We start from the raw sequence: 18150 nt of genomic DNA on the forward strand, positions 1-18150 counted from the left end.
CCCGGCCCAACGATCCGGTGAGCCTCGTCCTGGCCGGCCACATTGCTAAAGGGGAAAAGCGCTTTGACGATGCCCTTGAACATTTCTTGGCGCTGCTGAAGATGCGTCAAGATCAAAGGCTTCTCGCGGAGCTCGTGGACCTGGTACTGATCAGGGGAGATCACGAAGGCGTACTGGACCGGCTCGAGGAGTGGGGCAAACGGAGCAATTATTCTTCGCCGCTGTTTTTGGGCCAGGTCGAACTTGCTTTGGGTCATCGCGCCAATGTTGTAGTGAACCCCCGGCACAGTGCTGAGTTCCTGTGATAATCCCGAGACTGCACGATCAGCGGCAAGGATTGAATCACTTTTCAGCGCGGACAACCCTCAATTGCTCACATGTCAAAATGTAGCCCATGCCGACCGGCGGGCGCAGCGTATTTTGCTGGCCATGATTACCAGTGAAAACCCGGGACTGCCTCGACTCCGGGCACCTGGAAAATCGACTGGCCGGTCAATTTCGCCGCAATCGTCCAATGGGACACAGGGAAATGATCCAGTCGCCGCAATCTTGGGTACTCTATTGAAGTGATATCGATCCTCGTAGCCGACGACCATGGAATTGTGCGAGAAGGTCTGCGCCGTCTGCTTGACGCGGAGAGTGACTTTCATGTGTGCGGCGAGGCCCTCGATGGACGCGAGGTCCTCGAACAAGTTGAAAAGTACGAGCCCGATGTGGTCGTGCTGGATATCACAATGCCCCGACTCGGCGGCCTCGAAACCCTCGAACGATTGCGCGTAAAGCACAGCAACGTAAGAGTGATTTTGCTCTCGGTGCACAGCGACCCGCCGTTCATCCAGAGCGCCATTTCCCTGGGCGCCGATGGCTACGTGCTCAAGAACGGCAAGGCGGGCGAGGTCGTCTCCGCGATCCGCGCCGTAACCCGGGGCGGCAGCTACTTCAGCCCGGCGGTGGCACGCGAGATCGTGCAACAATTGCGCGCCCCAAAATCGGCGGGCGACGAGCCCTTCACTCTGCTCTCCGGGCGTGAGCGCGAAGTTCTGCACTTGATTGCCGAAGGCCTCTCGGCCAAAGAAGTTGCAACGGAGCTCAATATCAGCACGAAGACCGTTGAAGCTCATCGCACCAGCCTGATGCGAAAGCTCGGTGTGCGAAAGGCCACCGAACTCGTGCGCTACGCCCTGCGCCACGGTTTGATCGAACCCTGATCTTCCGTCTTCACCAAGCGCTTCACCAAGCCCTCCACCAAACCCTTATCCCGAGCGGTCGAGCACTGCCAGGGCTTCGACGTGGGGCGTCTGCGGAAACAGATCCAGACCCGCGAGACGCGAGAGTTGGTAGCGCGGGCGCTCACTCCCGGGATCGCTGCAAATGATTTTCAGATCCCGGGCCAAGGTTGCGGGATCGCAACTCACGTAGGCAATTCGCGACGCTCCCAGCGCGGCCAGTTGTTCGGCGGCTCCGCGCGCCAGTCCGGCACGAGGCGGGTCGAGCAATACGACGTCGGGTTTGCTACCCGCCATTTTTGCGAGTGCAGTTTCGACCCGCGCCGTTCGCACCTCTACCCCGGTAAGTCCGGCACTGGCGAGGTTGCGCGCGAGATCCCCGGTCGCCGTCGAATCGGATTCAATGGCAATCACGTGCTTGAAAAGTTGCGCCAGACCCAGCGTGAAGAAACCCGCGCCAGCAAACAACTCCAACAACTCTTCACCAGGTACACCGCTTACGGCTTCGGCTACGAGCGAATACAGAACTTCGAAAAGAAGTGGGTTGCCCTGGGCGAAAACCCCGGGCGAAATGCCGATGCGCGCGCCCCCCGCTTCGATTTCGATACGCGTGTCTGACACCGGGACCTCGATCGCGTGCTCAGCCAACGCCGTCGTGCGCACCTGCCCATCGGCTCCAAGGGCCAGCTCCCATTCGCAAGTGTCCGATGCGACGGCGACCTCGGTGTCGGTGCTTTTGATGTCGGTGATGTAGGTCGGAATCCTGGATCCCAGTGCAGCGAGTTCTACTTCGAGTTCGGGCATCAGCACTGGACACGCGGTTATGGGTTCGATCTCGTGATCTCGAAAGCGTCGATACCCGATCTTCCCCGGCGCGCTCAACAGGCGTGTTCGACCGCGATAGCCATAGGCCTTGGGAGAGGCGATGAACTGGATCGGCGGCAGATCACGAAATTTTCCGATTCGCTCGAGCGCGTCGCTCAGGATCTGGCGCTTGGATCGAACCTGAGCGGAGTACGAGACGTGTTGCCATGCGCAGCCGCCGCATTCACCAAATACCGGGCACTCGGGTTCGACCCGGTCGGGGCTCGCCTGCAGAATCTCGACAGCATGGGCCCTGACGAATCGTCCACCGGTATCGAGCGCCGCGATGCGAACGCGATCTCCTGGAACCGTGAAGCGCGCAAATACCACCCGGCCGTCGGCCAGATGCCCCACACCGTCCCCCCCAGCAGCCAGGGAGTCGATTGACACTTCCTCGTCTATGGCTTCGCCGCTGGCGTTGGCTGCGTCTGTGACCCTGCTCGGACCCTGTTGAATTTTGGGTCGCCGCGAGTGGGGTTTTGATCGCCCTCGCCGCCGTTGACTCACTGCGCGTCCAAATGCGTGGGAAGTTCCTCTTGCTCGTCCTGCTGAGCGACTGTCTCGTGCGACACGACAGGTCGGATGCGAATTGCGACGGAATTTGAAGAGCGCACGGAACCCCAAATGCGATCTGCCAACCCGTACTTCTGCGCCATCGCCCGATTGAGCAGGGCCTGGAGCTTCAGGTCGTGTTCCACCTCGGTCTCAATTTCGATCATCCGGCCTTCGCGCTCCAGATACGACCGATCGCTGGACTCGAGTCGGGCCAGCCAGTTGACCCTTGGACTGGCCGCACGAAAGTAGATCTCGCCCTCGACCTCGGCGATCCAAAGATCGGTATCGCGTTCTTGCCCTTCGGCGTCTCGGGTCGTGAGTCGGACGACTTCTCCCTTGTCGGGAATGGTCACCGCGAACAAGATTGCAGCCGTCAAGCAGCCCACGGCCAACATGCCACCGCGCACCGGAAACGATTCACTTACCGGCACTCCATTTCTCCATGACTGCATTTGGCGAAAAAGCGCTCGCGGCGGAGCCGCGGTCGTCGCTGGACCTCAGGTCGAAGCTGACTTGTCGCCAAATTTCGAATCGTCATCCGCGGTTTTCTGGATCACGCGGAGTCGGGTGATCCGACTGCCGGAAACGTCAATACATATCAGTTCGTACCCGGACAACTCGACACTCTCGCCGCGCCGAGGACTTCGGCCCAAGGTATTGAAGAAGAGCCCCGCCAGGGTGTCTCCCTTTTCGGCGGTGATGCGCCAACTTGTCTCGCGATTGAAGTCCAATACCGAGACTCGTCCCAACACTTCGTAGCTTTCGTCGCCCAGCTTGCGAATGGTCAACAGTTCTTCGAAATCGAACTCGTCGCGAATCTCACCGACGATCTCTTCGAGGATGTCCTCCTGGGTGACCAACCCCAGGGTCACACCGAACTCATCCTTCACCAGCGCAACGTGACAGAACGATCGCTGCATATCGGCCAGCAGGCGCAGAATGGGTTTTCGCTCGGGCACCCGGAGAATCGGTTTGAGAATCCCTCGAACATCACCTCGCTCGTCGTTGACCAGCCGAATCACGTCCTTGAGGTGCGCAATTCCGAGAACGTGATCGATCGACTCCTCAAAAATTGGAACGCGGGTATAGCGCTCGTCGAGCACGCTTTCGAGCAGGGTTGCTGGAGGCGTGTCAACGGAAAAAGCGACGATCTCGGTGCGCTGCACCATGATCTCGGTCACGTCCATTTGCGCGGCGTCAGACGTGGCGCCGATGATCGCGAGCGGTGAGCCGAACTGGTCGCCTTCACGCGCCTCCCGGGCGAAACGCAGGACGCCTTCGGCGGAATGCCGGTCGGCTGCATCCCCCGATACGTGTGCGATGCGCTGCACAACGGGTTCGATGATGCGATCAAAGAGCGAGTGCACCGGACGCATCAACCCGTGAAAGATGTAGAGCGGCAAGCCGATCGTCCGCGCCACGATCACGGGGTGTTGTGCCGCCACGGCCTTGGGAAGGACTTCGCACAGAACCAGCACCAGGATCGTCATCACGACGGTCGAAATGACGATTCCGAGTTGGGGTCCGAAATGGCGAATCGAGAGCGCGGCAGCCGCCGACGCACCCAGGATATTGACGACGTTGTTTCCCAGTAGAATCGTAACCAGCAGACGAGACGACGAAGACAAGAGATCGCGCACGGCGACTGCAGCCGGACCCCGGGCCGATTCGATCTCCTTTTCGATCTCGTGGGAGCGCAGGCGGAACAGTGCAGTTTCGCTGCCGGAAAAGAAGGCAGAAATGACGATGCAGACCACGATGATGGTCAGATAGATCAGATCCGACACGAATGGCCCTCGAGGACTGACACACTAATGGTGATCGATGCGTGGGAGGCGATCAGAGCACACACCAAACGGCTTGGGGACGGATCCTCCGAGGCTATCGGAGAGGAAACAGAAGAGGCAACAGGACCCGGGCTCGTGCTGGACTCGCATTGTGGACTTGGCATGGCGCCTTTCGATCGTCCTTCTTTACTTTGCTTTACTTTGCAATCAGCCTTCGTTGTCCGTCGCTAAAACCAACCGTTACAGCAAACAAACGCTAACGCGACTCACCAATGCCGGCAACAATTCGACCCTACACGCAACACGAAGGCAATTCGCCAGTGGGAACCCTCCCCTGGCGGCCCGTTGAAAAACCCTTCGGTCGCCTGAGTTTCGAGAATTCCAAGCTACACGAGCTACGCACACAAGCTCGCTGACCCCGAACTCAGACAGTCGGCCCTACATCAAGACGATGGTGAACGGAACCCCATTCCTTCGAGCGTCTTGCGCAACTCGGATCCAGGCTCGAGCAGCCTTCGCAGCGCCACCACTGCGGGACGATCCCAGCGATCCTCGGGAACCGCAAAATCGTACTGCTCGTCCGTGAGGGGTTGGAAGCGAAGACCCGCCTGCAGGGCGACGGTTTCGATGGTGACGCCCCAGTCCGCCCGCTCTTGCGCTACCGCGGCTGCAACGGCGTAGTGCGATCGCGGCTCATGTGGAAAGCCGGGGGGCTGCAAGTCGCCGAGCAGTTGATCGATCAGGATGCGAGTGCCGGACCCGCGATTTCGATTCACCATGCGCAACCGACCGTCGGCGAGCAGCGCTTCGACACTTCGTTGTTCGTCGACTCGGGTCACGACGCCCTGCATGCGTCGATAACCGGATAGCAGGCGCAACCCCTCGTCGAGAAATGGCGCGTTGTATTCGCCCGATTCCGGGTCCAGTAGATGCAAGGGTGCAACATCACACTCGCCGCGTCGCGCTGCGGCGAGTCCGCCTAGACTTCCCACGGCGAGCAATTTGATCCGAAACCCCTCCTTCGAGAGCGCGCTCGCGATGGCGTCGAGTCCCGCGCAATGGCTTCCGATCATGACCATGTCGGCGACGGGCACTTCCCGGCCAATGCGAGTCACCTTCACGGGTTCAGAGGCTTCGACAATTTCAGTGTTGCGACCCACGCGAACGAATCCGTCTGCACGACTGAACGTCGTGACGCTGCCACTGCCCTTTCCCATCGGGTACGCGCGCAATCCGCCAGTAGCGCTCTCGACCAATCCCACGAGCAGATACTCGAGCCGCCCCCGCTCCGACACCACTTGCTGCGCCATCAGGGCTTCAACCTCTTCAGCACGATCCGCTGGAAGACCCGCCATCATGCGAATGACCGGCGCGACAAACTCGTGAAACGTGAAAATCGCCGAGGTCGGGAAGCCCGGAAGAATGACGACGGGTTGACGGTGATGGGAAGCGAGGCAAATGGGCTTGCCGGGTTTCAACGCGACTCCATGCACGGCAATCCCTGGATCGAGTTCCGCAACCACCAGCCCGTTGAGATCGCCTTCACCCTTTGACGTCCCGCCCGAGAGCAGCACGAGATCGGCGGATTTGATCGCGCGGGTGAGTGCGCCGCGGAGCGCGTCGAGGTCGTCGCGAAAGGCACCGTAGAAATCGGGTTCCCCGCCGAGTTCGCGAACCGCGTCGGCGAGAATTCGGCCATTGCTGTCGTAGACCAGTCCCGGGCGCATGGCTTCTCCCGGTTGAACGATCTCGTCACCGGTCGAAATGATTGCGACGGTTGGACGCCGCCAAACCAGGAGTTCTTCCCGCCCGATCGCCGCCAGCAGTCCGGTTTCGCGTGAAGTCAGCAGCGTCCCCGAGAACAGCACCGTCTCGCCGCGCCCCATATCAGTCCCCGCAAACGAGAGTGCCGCCCCAGGAACCCGGGAGTGGCGAACGACGAGCACCCGCTGCGAAGGGGAATCGCCGGCTTCTTCAATGTCCGTGTGTTCGACGGGTACGACCGCGTCGGCGCCCCGGGGCAGCATGCCCCCGGTGGCGATCATGGTTGCAGTTCCTGCGCGAACTTCTTCTTTTGGTATTACGCCTGTGGGAATCGTTTCTTGATTCAGCCGAAGTCGCACGGGCTTTTCTTCTGAAGCACCGAAGGTATCCGCGGCAAGCACCGCAAAGCCGTCCATGTTCGACCGGTCGAACCCGGGAACATCGACTTCCGAGCGCACATCCTCTGCCAGAACCCGGCCCAGCGCACTTTCGAGTGCAACGGTTTCGATTCCAACTGGCGCGAAATCGATCACCTCATGCCAGCGCCTTTCGGCTTCGTCGCGATCGATGACGTCGAGAAACTGTGTCTGCTTCACTGGGAAGGCTCCCATGGTTCGTCGTCATAGAGCAATACTTCGACCTCGTCGCCCGGTGCTACACCCTCGAGTTCGCGCGCAATGATCACGGCGCCAATCGCACGCACGGTAGAAGAGAGAATCGAAGCACCGGACGTCGCGAGTGGGACGATCTTGCCGCCTTCTTCCCCAACTCTCACGTAGTCCGTTCTGCCAATTTTTGACGCGATCTTGCGGGCCAGGGGTAAGCGAATGCGTCGGTGGGGCCAGGCGCGACTTCGCCCCCCCATGGCACGCAAACTCGGACCCGCAAAGAATTCGTAGGCACACAGACAGCTCACGGGGTTTCCCGGAAGTAGAAAAACCAGTCGCTCATCGATGCGCCCGACACCCGCCGGGCTCGACGGACGCATCGAAATCCCGTGGAAATCGAGACTCCCCATCTCGTCGAGCAATCTCGGCGCAAAGTCCTCCTTGCCCACACTGCTGCCCCCGGAAACGAGCACGACGTCCGCCAGCGGGTCTGCCATGGCGCGGGCAATGGGATCGGGTTCGTCGGGCAAGATTTCAAAGGGCAGTAATTCTGCGCCGTCGCGCTCGAGCAACCCTCGCAACACCACCGAATTGCTGTCCACGATCTTCGAGCCGCCTGGTTGACTACCCGCCGGTAAAAGTTCGTTGCCCGTGACGACCAGTCGCACCCGGGGTCGGCGCACACAGCGAGGATTGCCCACGCCAATCGAAGACAGGAGCCCCGCATCTTGCGCCCGCAAGCGTCGTCCGGCGCGCAAGACAATCTCGCCTTCACGAATGTCTTCGCCAATCTCGCCCACGTTCCTCTGCGGTGCGACCGCTTCGCTCACTTCGACGTGGCCCGCTTCTTCGTTGCAGACTTCTGCCATTACGACCGCATCCGCTCCGACGGGCACGGGGGCGCCCGTCATGATCCGAACGGCAGAACCCTTGGCCAGTGCGCCCTCGAACGGTTGCCCCGGCATTGATTCGCCGATGATCTCGAATCGGATTGGATTGTAGGAAGACGCACCAAAGCTCTCTTCTCCGCGAATCGCGTAGCCGTCCATCGCCGAACGGGGAAAACCGGGAACGTTGACGACCGCCCTCACCTCTTCAGCGAGAACACGCCCCACGCACTGCGAAAGATCGACTTCTTCGGGCTCACATTGCCGAGTGTGTTCCACCAGGAAACGCTCGACGTCTTCGACGTCGACGCGCGTAGCGAAGCCCTTCATACGAACATCGCGCATCGATCTAGAGTCTCCAAATGGAAAGCGGGCAGAGAAGCCAACGCCCCCCGCCCGCAATCCAACCAAATGCGCAGCGAATCAGCCGGCAGCCTTCGCCATGAACAACTCATCGCGGTTTTCGAAGCGAACCTTCGCCTGGGCGATGATCTCTGGACCTATATCAAACTTGAGCGAGTGATCCGGGCCAATGCCCTCCTCTACCAGGCAGTCCGAGAGCTTGTCGTCCTCATCCTTCCAACCCGCCTTGGCGTTGAAGCTCCATTCATCCTGGAGAATCTCCCAGCCCATATCGGCGATCTGATCCCGCGTTACTTCCTCGCCGTACAGCAAGCCGTAGTACTCTCGGATCATGTCGAGGTCTGGCCCGAGGAACTGGCAGAAGCCCGACGAATCGCAGACCGCATTCACGAGCTGCACTTCTTGCGCCGCTCGAGCCATGTCCTCGGGCGCCATGGCGGGGTTCACGATCAAGCCGGCTGTGTGATCCGCGCCCATCGAACTGGTGCAGTAGGAAACGCCCGTCGCCTTGAGGGGACGGGGATCCCAGGCGGGAATCGCCTGGCCGCGTCCGTGGGGGACGCGCTTGTGACCCGTGCGCTTGCCCACCGCAACTGCGCCGTTCCCCACCGCGCGACCGAGGTCGGTGCCCTCGGCAATTTCGTCGAAGAGCTTCTTCGCGGCTTCGGCGTCACCCCATTTCATTTCACCGGCGTCCATCAGGATCGCGATGGCAGCCCCCGTTTCGATCGTATCGAGGCCGAGTTCGTCACACAATCGATCGAGATCGGCAACATCTTCCCAGCTCTCCATTGCGCAGCTCGCACCCAATATGGTGAGGGTCTCGAACTCGAGGGCCGAGGTCTTGTAGTTGCCTTCTTTGTCGTGGACGATGTTCGAGCAGCTTATGATGCAGCCCGTCAAGCAATTGTGCATGCCTCCGCCGTAGGTCTCGAAGCTCTCGATGATGCGCGCGCCGTCGAGTTCGTTGACGTTGGGCGATTGGCCCTCTGTGCGGTTCTTGTATACGAACGTGTTGAGCATGTTCGCGACCGGAACCACCCCGGATGTGCCGGTCTTGAACATCTGCGGGCCGGCCAGGTATTCCTTCGACTTGCTCTTGTTCAACGCCGTAAAGCCCTTGTTGTCCGCTGCCTTTCGGAGTGGCGCCTTGGCGGGATCGATCAGCACCCACTTGAGTCCCTTGGAGCCCATCACCGCCCCCAAGCCACCGCGAGCTGCATGACGTGCGGGGCGGCGTTCCTTGTCCTGGTCCGTGCACGCGACTGAAGCGCCCGAGAGCATGTGCTCGCCTGCCGGTCCGATCGAAATTACCGAAGCGGTCTTGGGTTCATTCGCGAGCAGCTTCTCGCAGAGTGCGTAGTTCCACATGCCCTTGTATTCGTCGGCCTCTACGACTTCGACCGTGTCGGCACTGATCCGCAGCCCGTAGCGCTTGTTGCGGTCGGCGGGCTGGCCCTTCACGATCACCCCTCTAAAGCCGAGCTTCATCAGGTGCTGAGAGGGATTGCCGCCGGCGTTGGCCTCTTTGATGCCGCCGGTCAGCGGGCTTTTGCCACCGATCGAGATACGACCCGAGGTCGGTGCGGACGTACCCGAGAGCACGCCCGGTGCCATCACGAGAACGTTGTCGGGGCCCAGCGGGTCGCAGGTCGGGTCACAGTCTCGTGTCAAAATCTTTGCCGACAGTCCTCGCCCTCCGAGCAACTTCCACTCCGCGGGGAAGTCTTCGAACGTTACTGTTTGCGTGGTCATGTCGACGTGAATCAGGCGATCGCCTTCCGGTCCAGCCATCTGTCATCTCCATTCGTATTGCGATGGTTCCTGAATCGACCGTGTTCGATTCAAGTTTCTAGCGATCGAATCCCACCGGAGTTGGATCCGAAACATTAACAAAGCCGATGTGTTCAGCCTCCCGCGACGGCGGCCAACACCTCGAGCCGATCCGCTTCACCGATCTCGACGGACAGCGTATCCGGGGACACGTCGAGCTGAACTTCGTTCACGAAGAACTTCAGCCAGCGCTGAGCCTGGCCGTGCTCGTCGAGGCAGAGTTCCAGAAACCCCGGTGCCTGAGCGCCCACGCTTTCGAGGCAATCCCTGATGCTGCCGGCCGGCACGACCACCTCGCCGGCACCCTGGGTGGTGCCCCGAAAGGCTTGCGGAATTACGACGACCGGCATTTGCGTTTGCTTGCTCCACTGATTCGTACGGCGCGATCGGCGATTCTAGCCCGCATTCGTGCGACGGTCGTGTCAACGCGAGCGAATCAATCGGGGCGGATAGCCCCGGGGGCGACGCGTGGGAGAGAGTAACTTGGGTCCCGAGTGAAGCGCTGATCCGGGCCGAAGGGATTTACCGAATCGGGAGCCTCCGGCGCGTCCATGGCGGTAGCCGGGGTGTAGTGTTCACGAACCGCGATCTTCAGCAGCGTCCCGACCACAAGGGGATCGCCCAGCGTAAGTCCATTGACGACCGCGGTCCGGTTCAGGCTCCAGTCGTTCCCCGTGCGCTCACTGATTTGGGCCAGATCCTCGCCCTCTCTCACGGTGGCGATCCGCAGCCGCAGTTCGTCGATGACAGCCGCCTCACTCGGCCGCAAGCTGCGAAAACTTCGCGCGAAGCCGCGGAAGATCCCGGCGTGCCTCGAAAACTGGCCCTCCGGTGCGCCGGCGGACAAACGGTAGATATGCCCCTGATAGGCGATGAAGGTCAACTCCATTTCGAAGTAACCAATGGGGGTGGAGAGCAGACCTCTCACCCGCAGCGCCTCGAGGGGGCCAATCCGGATCGAGTCGCCCGCCGTAAAGCGCAACCTTTCCTCGGACGCGTACTGCATGGCGGCGGCGCGCGGATCCATTCCTGGCCCTTGCAACTCGAGAATCACGACTCCGTTCTGACCCGGCGCGACACCCAGTACCCGGGAGCGCTGGTTGTCGACCTTCCAACCGTGCGGGAAAGCCAGGGAGACCCTCAGATCGGGGTGTAGGAAGCGCCCGTTACGCATCACCCCCTCGCTTGCGGGTTTGCCGATCGCGAGACCGTCGAGCTTCGCAAAAAATTCAGCCCGGCTGGGGGCCAAACCAAACGTGGGCTTCCAGCGCAGAACTGCGGCGCGGGTCGTCGCTTCGGCCACGCGTTCTGGAGTGCTGGGATGGGTATCGAAAAAACCCGCGGACCTGGAAAAGCCGCGTTCGAGACGTGTAGTTTTGTCTAGCGTGCGCAAAAAGTCGCTCATCCCCCTGGGATTCACTCCGGCGGATGCCGTCAGGTCCTGGGCGATTCGGTCGGCCTCGCGCTCCTGGTCGCGCCCATATGCCGACATCATTCCCGCCCCCAACATCTGCACCCCGGCGACTGCGCGACCGTCGGCCCCGGCCATTACGGCACCCACCGTGCCCAGGATCGTCGCAAGCCCGACTGTCTTGCTCCGCATGTCGCGCTGCGCTGCGTGGCGCGCGACGACGTGACCAATTTCGTGACCGAGCACGTTGGCGAGTTCGGCTTCAGAGTTCGAAAGCACGAGCAACCCGCGCGAGACGTAGATATGACCACCCGGAAGCGCAAATGCGTTCGGCACGTCCATTTCTACGATGTTGAAGTGATAGTCGAGCTGGCGGCGCGGAGCGTGGGCCGCCATCGCCTGGCCGAGCGCATCGACGTAGGCCGCGAGTTCGGGGGCATCCACCAGGCCCAATATCTGCTCGACCTTGCGCGCCTCTCGTTCGTCGATGACACGCTCGTCTTCTTCGGACATTAAAATGACTTGCCGGCGACCCGTCACCGGGTTCACAGCGCACGCCATCTGGAGCAGCAGCATGGATGCCAGCAGCGCTCGGACGTGGATTCGCCGACGCGACGAACTCGCGAATGTTGCTTCAGCTGTCGTTGCATACATAACGGTAGGCAGAGTTCTAGATATCCCGATCGGCGACGTGTGTCTGGTTGTTGGGCCCGCGTCTCCAAGGATATCTCACTACGGACTTCTCGGGGTCGAGACACGATTTCGCATTTGCAGCGCAATCAGGTCCGGGCTCGGCGCAGTAGCCGGGGTCTTGTTCAGGATCGGTTGTTTGAGGTGTTGCAGTGCGGCGGGGAGTGGTCACACGGCCCTTTTATAATTGAACCAGGACCCGAAGTGGCGGGAGTCTTCCCAGGCCTCCGACGAGGCTCAGCGCCTTATACGGCTGCGACGAAGCGGCTCGTTTGAGATCGATCCCAGATCTGAACATCGAGAGATACGGAACGTATCCCGAGTGCGATGCTGACACGCGCCTCCAATTCAGATCTGTTGGAACCTATTTTCTGGTCGATCCCCTTTTCGAACCCTTGGAGAAACTCGGAACATCATCATCGGGTTGAAGGAGATGACAGAGACTGCTCTCCTCCGGCTGCTGGCCCCACGATTGATGAGGTCTCGAGCGAAATCTCCTGTAACTTCGCCCTTTGATTGGAGCTCCCGGGTCTGGGAAGTCCTCCCGCACCAAACGGCACTACACGGACGTTTCACTGGATTCGCACCGGAGTTATCGACTACGGCATCGACTTGCGGTGCAAGGACCGGGCCGTGCAGTGCTTTCGCCCTACCCCATCGACGCGGTTCGGAGTACATCGGCGACTGAGGTGTGAATTCGGTCGGTGGGATTGGGGCTTCGGTCTCCTATGCACCCCGCTCCGATGTACGAATTCAACTTAAAACAGTGCCACCGGTGGGCAATCCGGTGAATCCCCTAAACCCCAGTGATTTCTCGCGCGCCCGGTATTCACCGCGACAAGCACATGAGAATTGACACAATTACGTGCATACCACGACAGAATCAGGCAGACGTTCGGTAGCGGGTTACTGGTAATACCGACGGCGCGCCGGGATTCGCCAAAACCGAACATCGGGCACCTTGAATTGATCGGATTGGACCGACCCGTCGTCGTTCGAAGCGAATACTTTGGGCAGCCACGCGGTCAGATACCCATCGCGGCCCCGTTGATGGTGCACACAGCCCGTGTCCAGGCCGCGCAGACCTGCGGCGACATGTAGTCCCTGCACCGCCCAGTGTCCGTACACAACACCGTAGTCGTGCCCCCGCTCGGACCAGGCTGCATGCCAGGCCCGCGAAGGGGCTTCGGGTACGGCACTCATCCATTCGTTGGCCAGGTCCACGCTGCGACACCGGGTCAGTCGTCCCAGGGTGTCGCGATCTTCTGCGAGGCTCGCGTCGGACGTCGGCTCATCTACATTCAAGAGCGCGCGCAACTCGGACTTGTCTTTGGACGAAAGACGCGCCTCTACGCGCTGCGCTTTCGCTTCGAGTTCCTCGAGTGACCAGTCGGGATGCACAGAAGCGTGCACCATGGCGTAGCTCGACCCCTCTAATTCGCCACAGATGGCGACGCGCTGAGAGCAGATCCAATCGATCCAACCCTCGTGCGGGTCGTCCTCCAAAACCTGCGCGAAGGTGTCCCGGGGAGCCAGGTCTCGCAGGCCGAGCCAAACTCGAAGCAGGTTGATTTCGTGGTTGCCCAACACGTAGAAGCCCCGCCCCGCCAGGACGAGTTCCCGCACACTCCGCAGTGCCAGCAGATTTTTGGGGCCCCGATTGAGCAGATCTCCGACGCACCAGAGTTCGAATTCCGCGCCGTAGGTTTGGCTCGCCCGGGTGAGCAACTCTTCGAGTTCATCCCCACAGCCCTGGACGTCGCCAATGAATATCTTCTGCACAGAATTCTCAGCTCGCTTGGATATCGAAATATTGTGTCACGTGATCAGTCACGAGACGAACCGCCCGATCCGTCGCCAGGATTCCTCAACCACGCGAGCGTCGCACCCCAGCCACCGCGATCGGCCGGGGACTCGCCAAACCGCTCGACCCTGGGGTCGCGCTCCAGGAACCTGCGAATGTTCGCACGCTGCACTCCCTTGCCGCGTCCGTGGATGAGTCGAACTTCTCGAAACCCGGCCTCGAGCGCCGCTTCAATATAGGCGTCAACCACTGCGAGAATCTCTTGCGGCCTGAAGTGGTGGAGATCGATCGATTCCTCGATGGGGACGACGTAGAGATCCGTCTCGTCGCAGCTTCCGGGGGCCGGGGGCTCCTCCGTGTCGCGTGTTCCGTCTGCATTCGCTGCGTCGATCATTCCGGGCCATTCTACCAGGAGTCTCGATCGAGATCTCGGCCTGGTATCGGCCCCGTAGCCTTCGGGACCCGTTCGACACTTCAGGCTAGACTCGCCGATCGGGTTTCAATTTCACTCCCCCTTGAATTTTCCTCATTTGGTCGAATCGCTTGGACTTTGTGCCACAGCCACTCGCATTAGCGACCGATAGACGACCGACAACATGTCCTCGCCAGCACGTGGTGCCCTGTCTTGGCAACCCGTTCGGGCGGGAGAAGTGGCCGCGAACTACGAGTACGGGGTAGGGGGATCGTGCGACGCCGCATCATCGTCTGTGACGGAGCTGACAATGCGCGCCTGTGGACGCGCATTGGCAAACTCGATCACGAAGAGCTCACCTGGGTTCCGCGCGAGGAAGAGTCGAACCTGCGTCCGCCCGGGTTCCGTGCGCTATCGGGCGGGTTGAGCGTCGACGCCATCAGCAAACTCAACCCGCAGCCCGGCGAGGGGTTCGCACTCGTATGTGACGATGGTCCCTGGGTTCGCACGGCAATTCCGATGATCGCCAAGGCAGCGCCCGAATCCCCGATCCTGCTCTTGACCGATATGCTCAGCGTTGAAGATCTTCCCGATCACCCGTGTCTGCGACTGGCCGGGCTCAAGACCCTGATCCGCGACGACATCAGTATGGAGTTCGACCACCTGGACAATCTTCAACGGGTGGCCCGGCTGCGAGAACTTCTCGGACCGCGCGAAAAAGTCGCGGTGTTGTTGCAACCCGATCCCGATCCGGACGGCATCGCGTGCGGCTACGCCCTGCGTGTCATCCTCGGCCGCAACAAGACCACGGCACCGTTGGTGTCGTTCGGGGAAGTCCAACGACCCGAAAATCGCGCCCTGGTTCGGGCACTCGGCATCGACATTCAAACCATCTCGCCCGAAGAACTGGATGAATTCGACGGCCTGATGCTGGTCGACGTTCAACCGAACGTCTTTGGCGATGAGCCGCCTCCCCGGTTGCGTTCGGTGGACGTCGTGATCGATCACCATCCCGAGCGCACTGGATACGACAGCGTCATCAAGGACATCCGTCCCAGCTACGGTGCCACTGCGACCATTCTCACCGAGTATCTGCGGGCATCGGGAATTGAAATTGGACCCCGACTCGCAACCGCCCTGCTCTACGGCATCAAGAGTGACACTCAATTGCTCGGCCGCGAAACCAGCCCGCACGACATGCTGTCCTTCGCCTACCTTCACGCATCCCATAGCCCCGCACTGCTGCGCAGAATCGAACGACCGGCGCTGCCCCTCGACGGGCTTCGCGCCCTGGGACGCGCGCTGAGTCACGCCGAAGTGCGCGATGGGATCCACATCCTCGTGCTCGGTCGCGTTCGAGAAGATGTAATCCCGCAGGTTGCAGACATGGGCCTGCAGGCCGAAGGCGCCGAATGGGCGATCGCCGCTGGCATTGTCGGATCGAATCTCGTCTTCTCAGTGCGCAACGTCGGCTATGTACGCGCCGCGGGCGATGTCGTGCGCGCCGTAGTCGAAGACCTGGGTGTTGGCGGCGGGCATCGTTCGATGGCCAAGGGCATCATTCCGCTAAAGGCCTTCCGCAAGGTCTACAAGAAGGCGGATCGCGCGACGATCGGTCGAGCGCTTCACGATGCATTCATCGCTGCAATTCACGGTGAGAACGCGTAGCCAACCCATCCAGCTAATTTCCGTTATCGGGTCAAGCGCAATTCTACAAATTCCGATTAGTAGGATTGGGAGCGTCCATGCTTGGCCCGCTAGACAGCGATAGAACACCGCGAATCCTCGTCGTAGACGACGACGCCACTTTCTTGCTCATGACAAACAAGACGATGAAGGCTTCGGGTTTCTTGGTCTACACCTGCAAAACTGGCGAGGAAGCGCTCGAAATCTTCAGCGAAGTGCAACCTGACATCGTACTGCTCGACGTGCGTCTTCCGGGCATCGACGGCATCGAGGTTTGCAGAGAGCTGCGCAAAGTTGCTGACGAAATGATGCTTCCAATTCTGCTCGTCACCGGTGGCGTCGAGAAGGATGCCGTGGCTCGGGGCTACGCAGCCGGCGCCACCGACTTCATCGCGAAACCCGTGAATTGGGTTCACTTCGCACACCGAGCGGATCACCTGGTGCGCACCAGTCGTGGCTTGAGTGAACTGCGCTTCAACCGCGCGTCTCTGGCGACCGTACAGCGCATCGCGAAGCTTGGCAGCTTCACCTACGACCCGGAGACGACAGAGACGCGTTGGTCCGAGGAGTTGTGCTCGATTCTGGATCTCGACGTAGGTGCAGGAAATTCCGAAACCGATCTCTTCACCGACATGATTCATCCCGAAGATAAAGAACGCGTGGTCACCGTCAGCCAGGAAGCGTTGGACGCCGGCAAGAGCTTCACCGTGGACCACCGGCTGATCTTGCCCAACGGACAGGTGCGGCACGTACGTTACTGCGGCGAACTTCTCGACGATGGAATCGGTCGCAGCCTCGTGACCTGCATCGTTCAAGACAACACCCATCACACAAGGGCGTTGGATCAAATTCGCTATCTCGCCAATTTCGACGGATTGACGGGCCTCACGAACCGAAGACAGTTCAACGCCCGCCTGGTCGACACACTGAAACACGCGAAATTGAGCAAGAATCTCGTCGCCGTCTTGATCCTCGATGTCGATCGTTTCAAGGTCATCAATGACACCCTTGGTCACACCGCGGGCGATCGGATCCTGCAGGTCGTCGCCGATCGGGTCAACAATCAGGTGCGAGCCAGTGATTGCGTCGGGCGCACCCTGTCCCCTGGCCCCAGCGCAGAAGTTGCGCGGGTAGGCGGAGACGAATTTACGCTGTTCCTTCCCAGGATTGCGCATCCCACGGACGCGGGCCGAGTCGCAAAGCGCATCCTGGAGGCGATACCCGAGCCCATCGAAGTCGACGGACAACACTTGACCCTGACGGCCAGCATCGGCATATCGGTATATCCGCTCGACGGCCAGGACTCCGAATCGCTCTTGCGTCAAGCGGGCCGGGCCATGACCTTTATCAAGTCCCAGGGCGGAAACAATTTTCAGTACTACACCGAGTCACTGAATCAGACCTCGCTACGCCGGCTGGTGCTCGAATCCAAACTGCGTGAAGCAGTGGACCATGGAAGCTTGCATCTGGTCTATCAACCGAAGTGCGATCTTCGATCTGGAGAGGTAGTCGGGATGGAGGCGCTGTTGCGCTGGCATGAGCCCAACCTCGGCCTGATTCCCCCCGATGAGTTCATTCCTCTCGCCGAGGAAATCGGCTGCATCTCCAAGATCGGTCAATGGGTTCTGCATGAAGCCACTCGGCAGAACAAGGCATGGCAGGACCGCGGACTGAAGCCGATCCCGGTGGCGGTGAATGTGTCGAGTCGGCAGTTTTCGGACACTAATCTTTTGGAAGTCGTCAAAGATATTCTGCAAGAAACTCAACTCGATCCACGTTTTCTCGAGCTCGAGATCACCGAAAGCGCCATGCTCGAAGACGAAGACAAAACCACCCGTGCGCTCGAACAAATTCGCGAACTCGGCATCCGAATATCGCTCGACGATTTTGGCACCGGCTTCTCGTCGCTGAGTTATCTGAGAAGACTTCCCCTCGACACCCTCAAGATCGATCGCTCGTTCGTGATGGATCTGCCCGACGATCCAGACGCCAACGGAATTGTCGAAGCCATCATCGCCATGGCCCACGTACTCAAGTTGCTCGTCATCGCCGAAGGGGTCGAGACCCAGGAGCAGCGCGATTTTCTGCGCAGCATCGAGTGCGACGAGATGCAGGGCTACCTCTTCAGCAAACCCGTCCCACCGGACGAGTTCACCAAGTTCCTGCAAATGGAACCGACTCGCTGAACTGCACTAGAACGCGTGCGTTCGTCGACAAAGCGGCGCTGGAACGCTCACACGGCGGAGCTATAGTCGCGGTG

14 protein-coding genes are annotated in these 18150 nt (G+C 60.4%); 4 read left to right on the forward strand and 10 right to left on the reverse strand.

Translation table 11 applies throughout. The features are described from left to right. Nucleotides 1–305, forward strand: a 305-nt coding sequence (locus IH881_11055; protein MCH7868224.1) for a hypothetical protein, incomplete at its 5' end; no start/stop codon positions are given. Between the two features lie 261 nt (nucleotides 306–566). Beyond that, on the forward strand, nucleotides 567–1208 hold the full coding sequence (locus tag IH881_11060) for a response regulator transcription factor (protein ID MCH7868225.1): 642 nt from the start codon (nucleotides 567–569) through the stop codon (nucleotides 1206–1208). Nucleotides 1209–1253: 45 nt separating this feature from the next. On the opposite strand, the gene IH881_11065 is transcribed toward IH881_11060, so the two are convergent. The 10 genes from IH881_11065 to IH881_11110 form a co-directional block, all read right to left on the reverse strand. Beyond that, nucleotides 1254–2480 (reverse strand): class I SAM-dependent RNA methyltransferase, encoded by a 1227-nt coding sequence (locus IH881_11065; protein MCH7868226.1) that lies wholly within the window; start codon nucleotides 2478–2480, stop codon nucleotides 1254–1256. 113 nt (nucleotides 2481–2593) lie between these two features. Beyond that, nucleotides 2594–3076, reverse strand: a complete 483-nt coding sequence (locus tag IH881_11070) for a hypothetical protein (GenBank protein MCH7868227.1) — start codon at nucleotides 3074–3076, stop codon at nucleotides 2594–2596. 66 nt (nucleotides 3077–3142) lie between these two features. Beyond that, nucleotides 3143–4432, reverse strand: a complete 1290-nt coding sequence (locus IH881_11075; GenBank protein ID MCH7868228.1) for an HlyC/CorC family transporter — start codon at nucleotides 4430–4432, stop codon at nucleotides 3143–3145. Nucleotides 4433–4875: 443 nt separating this feature from the next. Beyond that, complete coding sequence (locus IH881_11080; GenBank protein ID MCH7868229.1) at nucleotides 4876–6807, reverse strand: molybdopterin biosynthesis protein; 1932 nt, start codon at nucleotides 6805–6807, stop codon at nucleotides 4876–4878. Then, nucleotides 6789–8036: a molybdopterin molybdotransferase MoeA gene (locus IH881_11085; GenBank protein MCH7868230.1), complete on the reverse strand. Its 1248-nt coding sequence runs from the start codon at nucleotides 8034–8036 to the stop codon at nucleotides 6789–6791. The genes IH881_11080 and IH881_11085 overlap by 19 nt, the downstream gene beginning before the upstream one ends. A gap of 78 nt (nucleotides 8037–8114) precedes the next feature. Then, nucleotides 8115–9848, reverse strand: a complete 1734-nt coding sequence (locus IH881_11090) for an aldehyde ferredoxin oxidoreductase (GenBank protein ID MCH7868231.1) — start codon at nucleotides 9846–9848, stop codon at nucleotides 8115–8117. A gap of 113 nt (nucleotides 9849–9961) precedes the next feature. Continuing rightward, the gene (locus tag IH881_11095) at nucleotides 9962–10237 is read right to left on the reverse strand and encodes a hypothetical protein (GenBank protein ID MCH7868232.1); all 276 of its coding nucleotides are present in this window, start codon (nucleotides 10235–10237) and stop codon (nucleotides 9962–9964) included. 86 nt (nucleotides 10238–10323) lie between these two features. Further along, nucleotides 10324–11874 carry a M48 family metalloprotease gene (locus tag IH881_11100; GenBank protein ID MCH7868233.1) on the reverse strand — a complete coding sequence of 517 codons (1551 nt, stop codon included), beginning with the start codon at nucleotides 11872–11874 and terminating at the stop codon, nucleotides 10324–10326. Nucleotides 11875–12894: 1020 nt separating this feature from the next. Then, entirely contained in the window at nucleotides 12895–13770 is an 876-nt protein-coding gene (locus tag IH881_11105) for a metallophosphoesterase (GenBank protein MCH7868234.1), read from the reverse strand. Nucleotides 13771–13814: 44 nt separating this feature from the next. Continuing rightward, nucleotides 13815–14186 (reverse strand): Smr/MutS family protein, encoded by a 372-nt coding sequence (locus tag IH881_11110; protein ID MCH7868235.1) that lies wholly within the window; start codon nucleotides 14184–14186, stop codon nucleotides 13815–13817. 291 nt (nucleotides 14187–14477) lie between these two features. On the opposite strand from IH881_11110, the gene IH881_11115 reads away from it, so the two are divergent. Both IH881_11115 and IH881_11120 read left to right on the forward strand, forming a co-directional pair. Beyond that, nucleotides 14478–15872, forward strand: a complete 1395-nt coding sequence (locus tag IH881_11115) for a DHH family phosphoesterase (GenBank protein MCH7868236.1) — start codon at nucleotides 14478–14480, stop codon at nucleotides 15870–15872. Between the two features lie 77 nt (nucleotides 15873–15949). After that, complete coding sequence (locus tag IH881_11120) at nucleotides 15950–18076, forward strand: EAL domain-containing protein (GenBank protein ID MCH7868237.1); 2127 nt, start codon at nucleotides 15950–15952, stop codon at nucleotides 18074–18076. Nucleotides 18077–18150 lie beyond the last annotated feature (74 nt).

Source organism: Myxococcales bacterium (assembly GCA_022563535.1).
Classification (GTDB): domain Bacteria; phylum Myxococcota_A; class UBA9160; order UBA9160; family UBA4427; genus DUBZ01.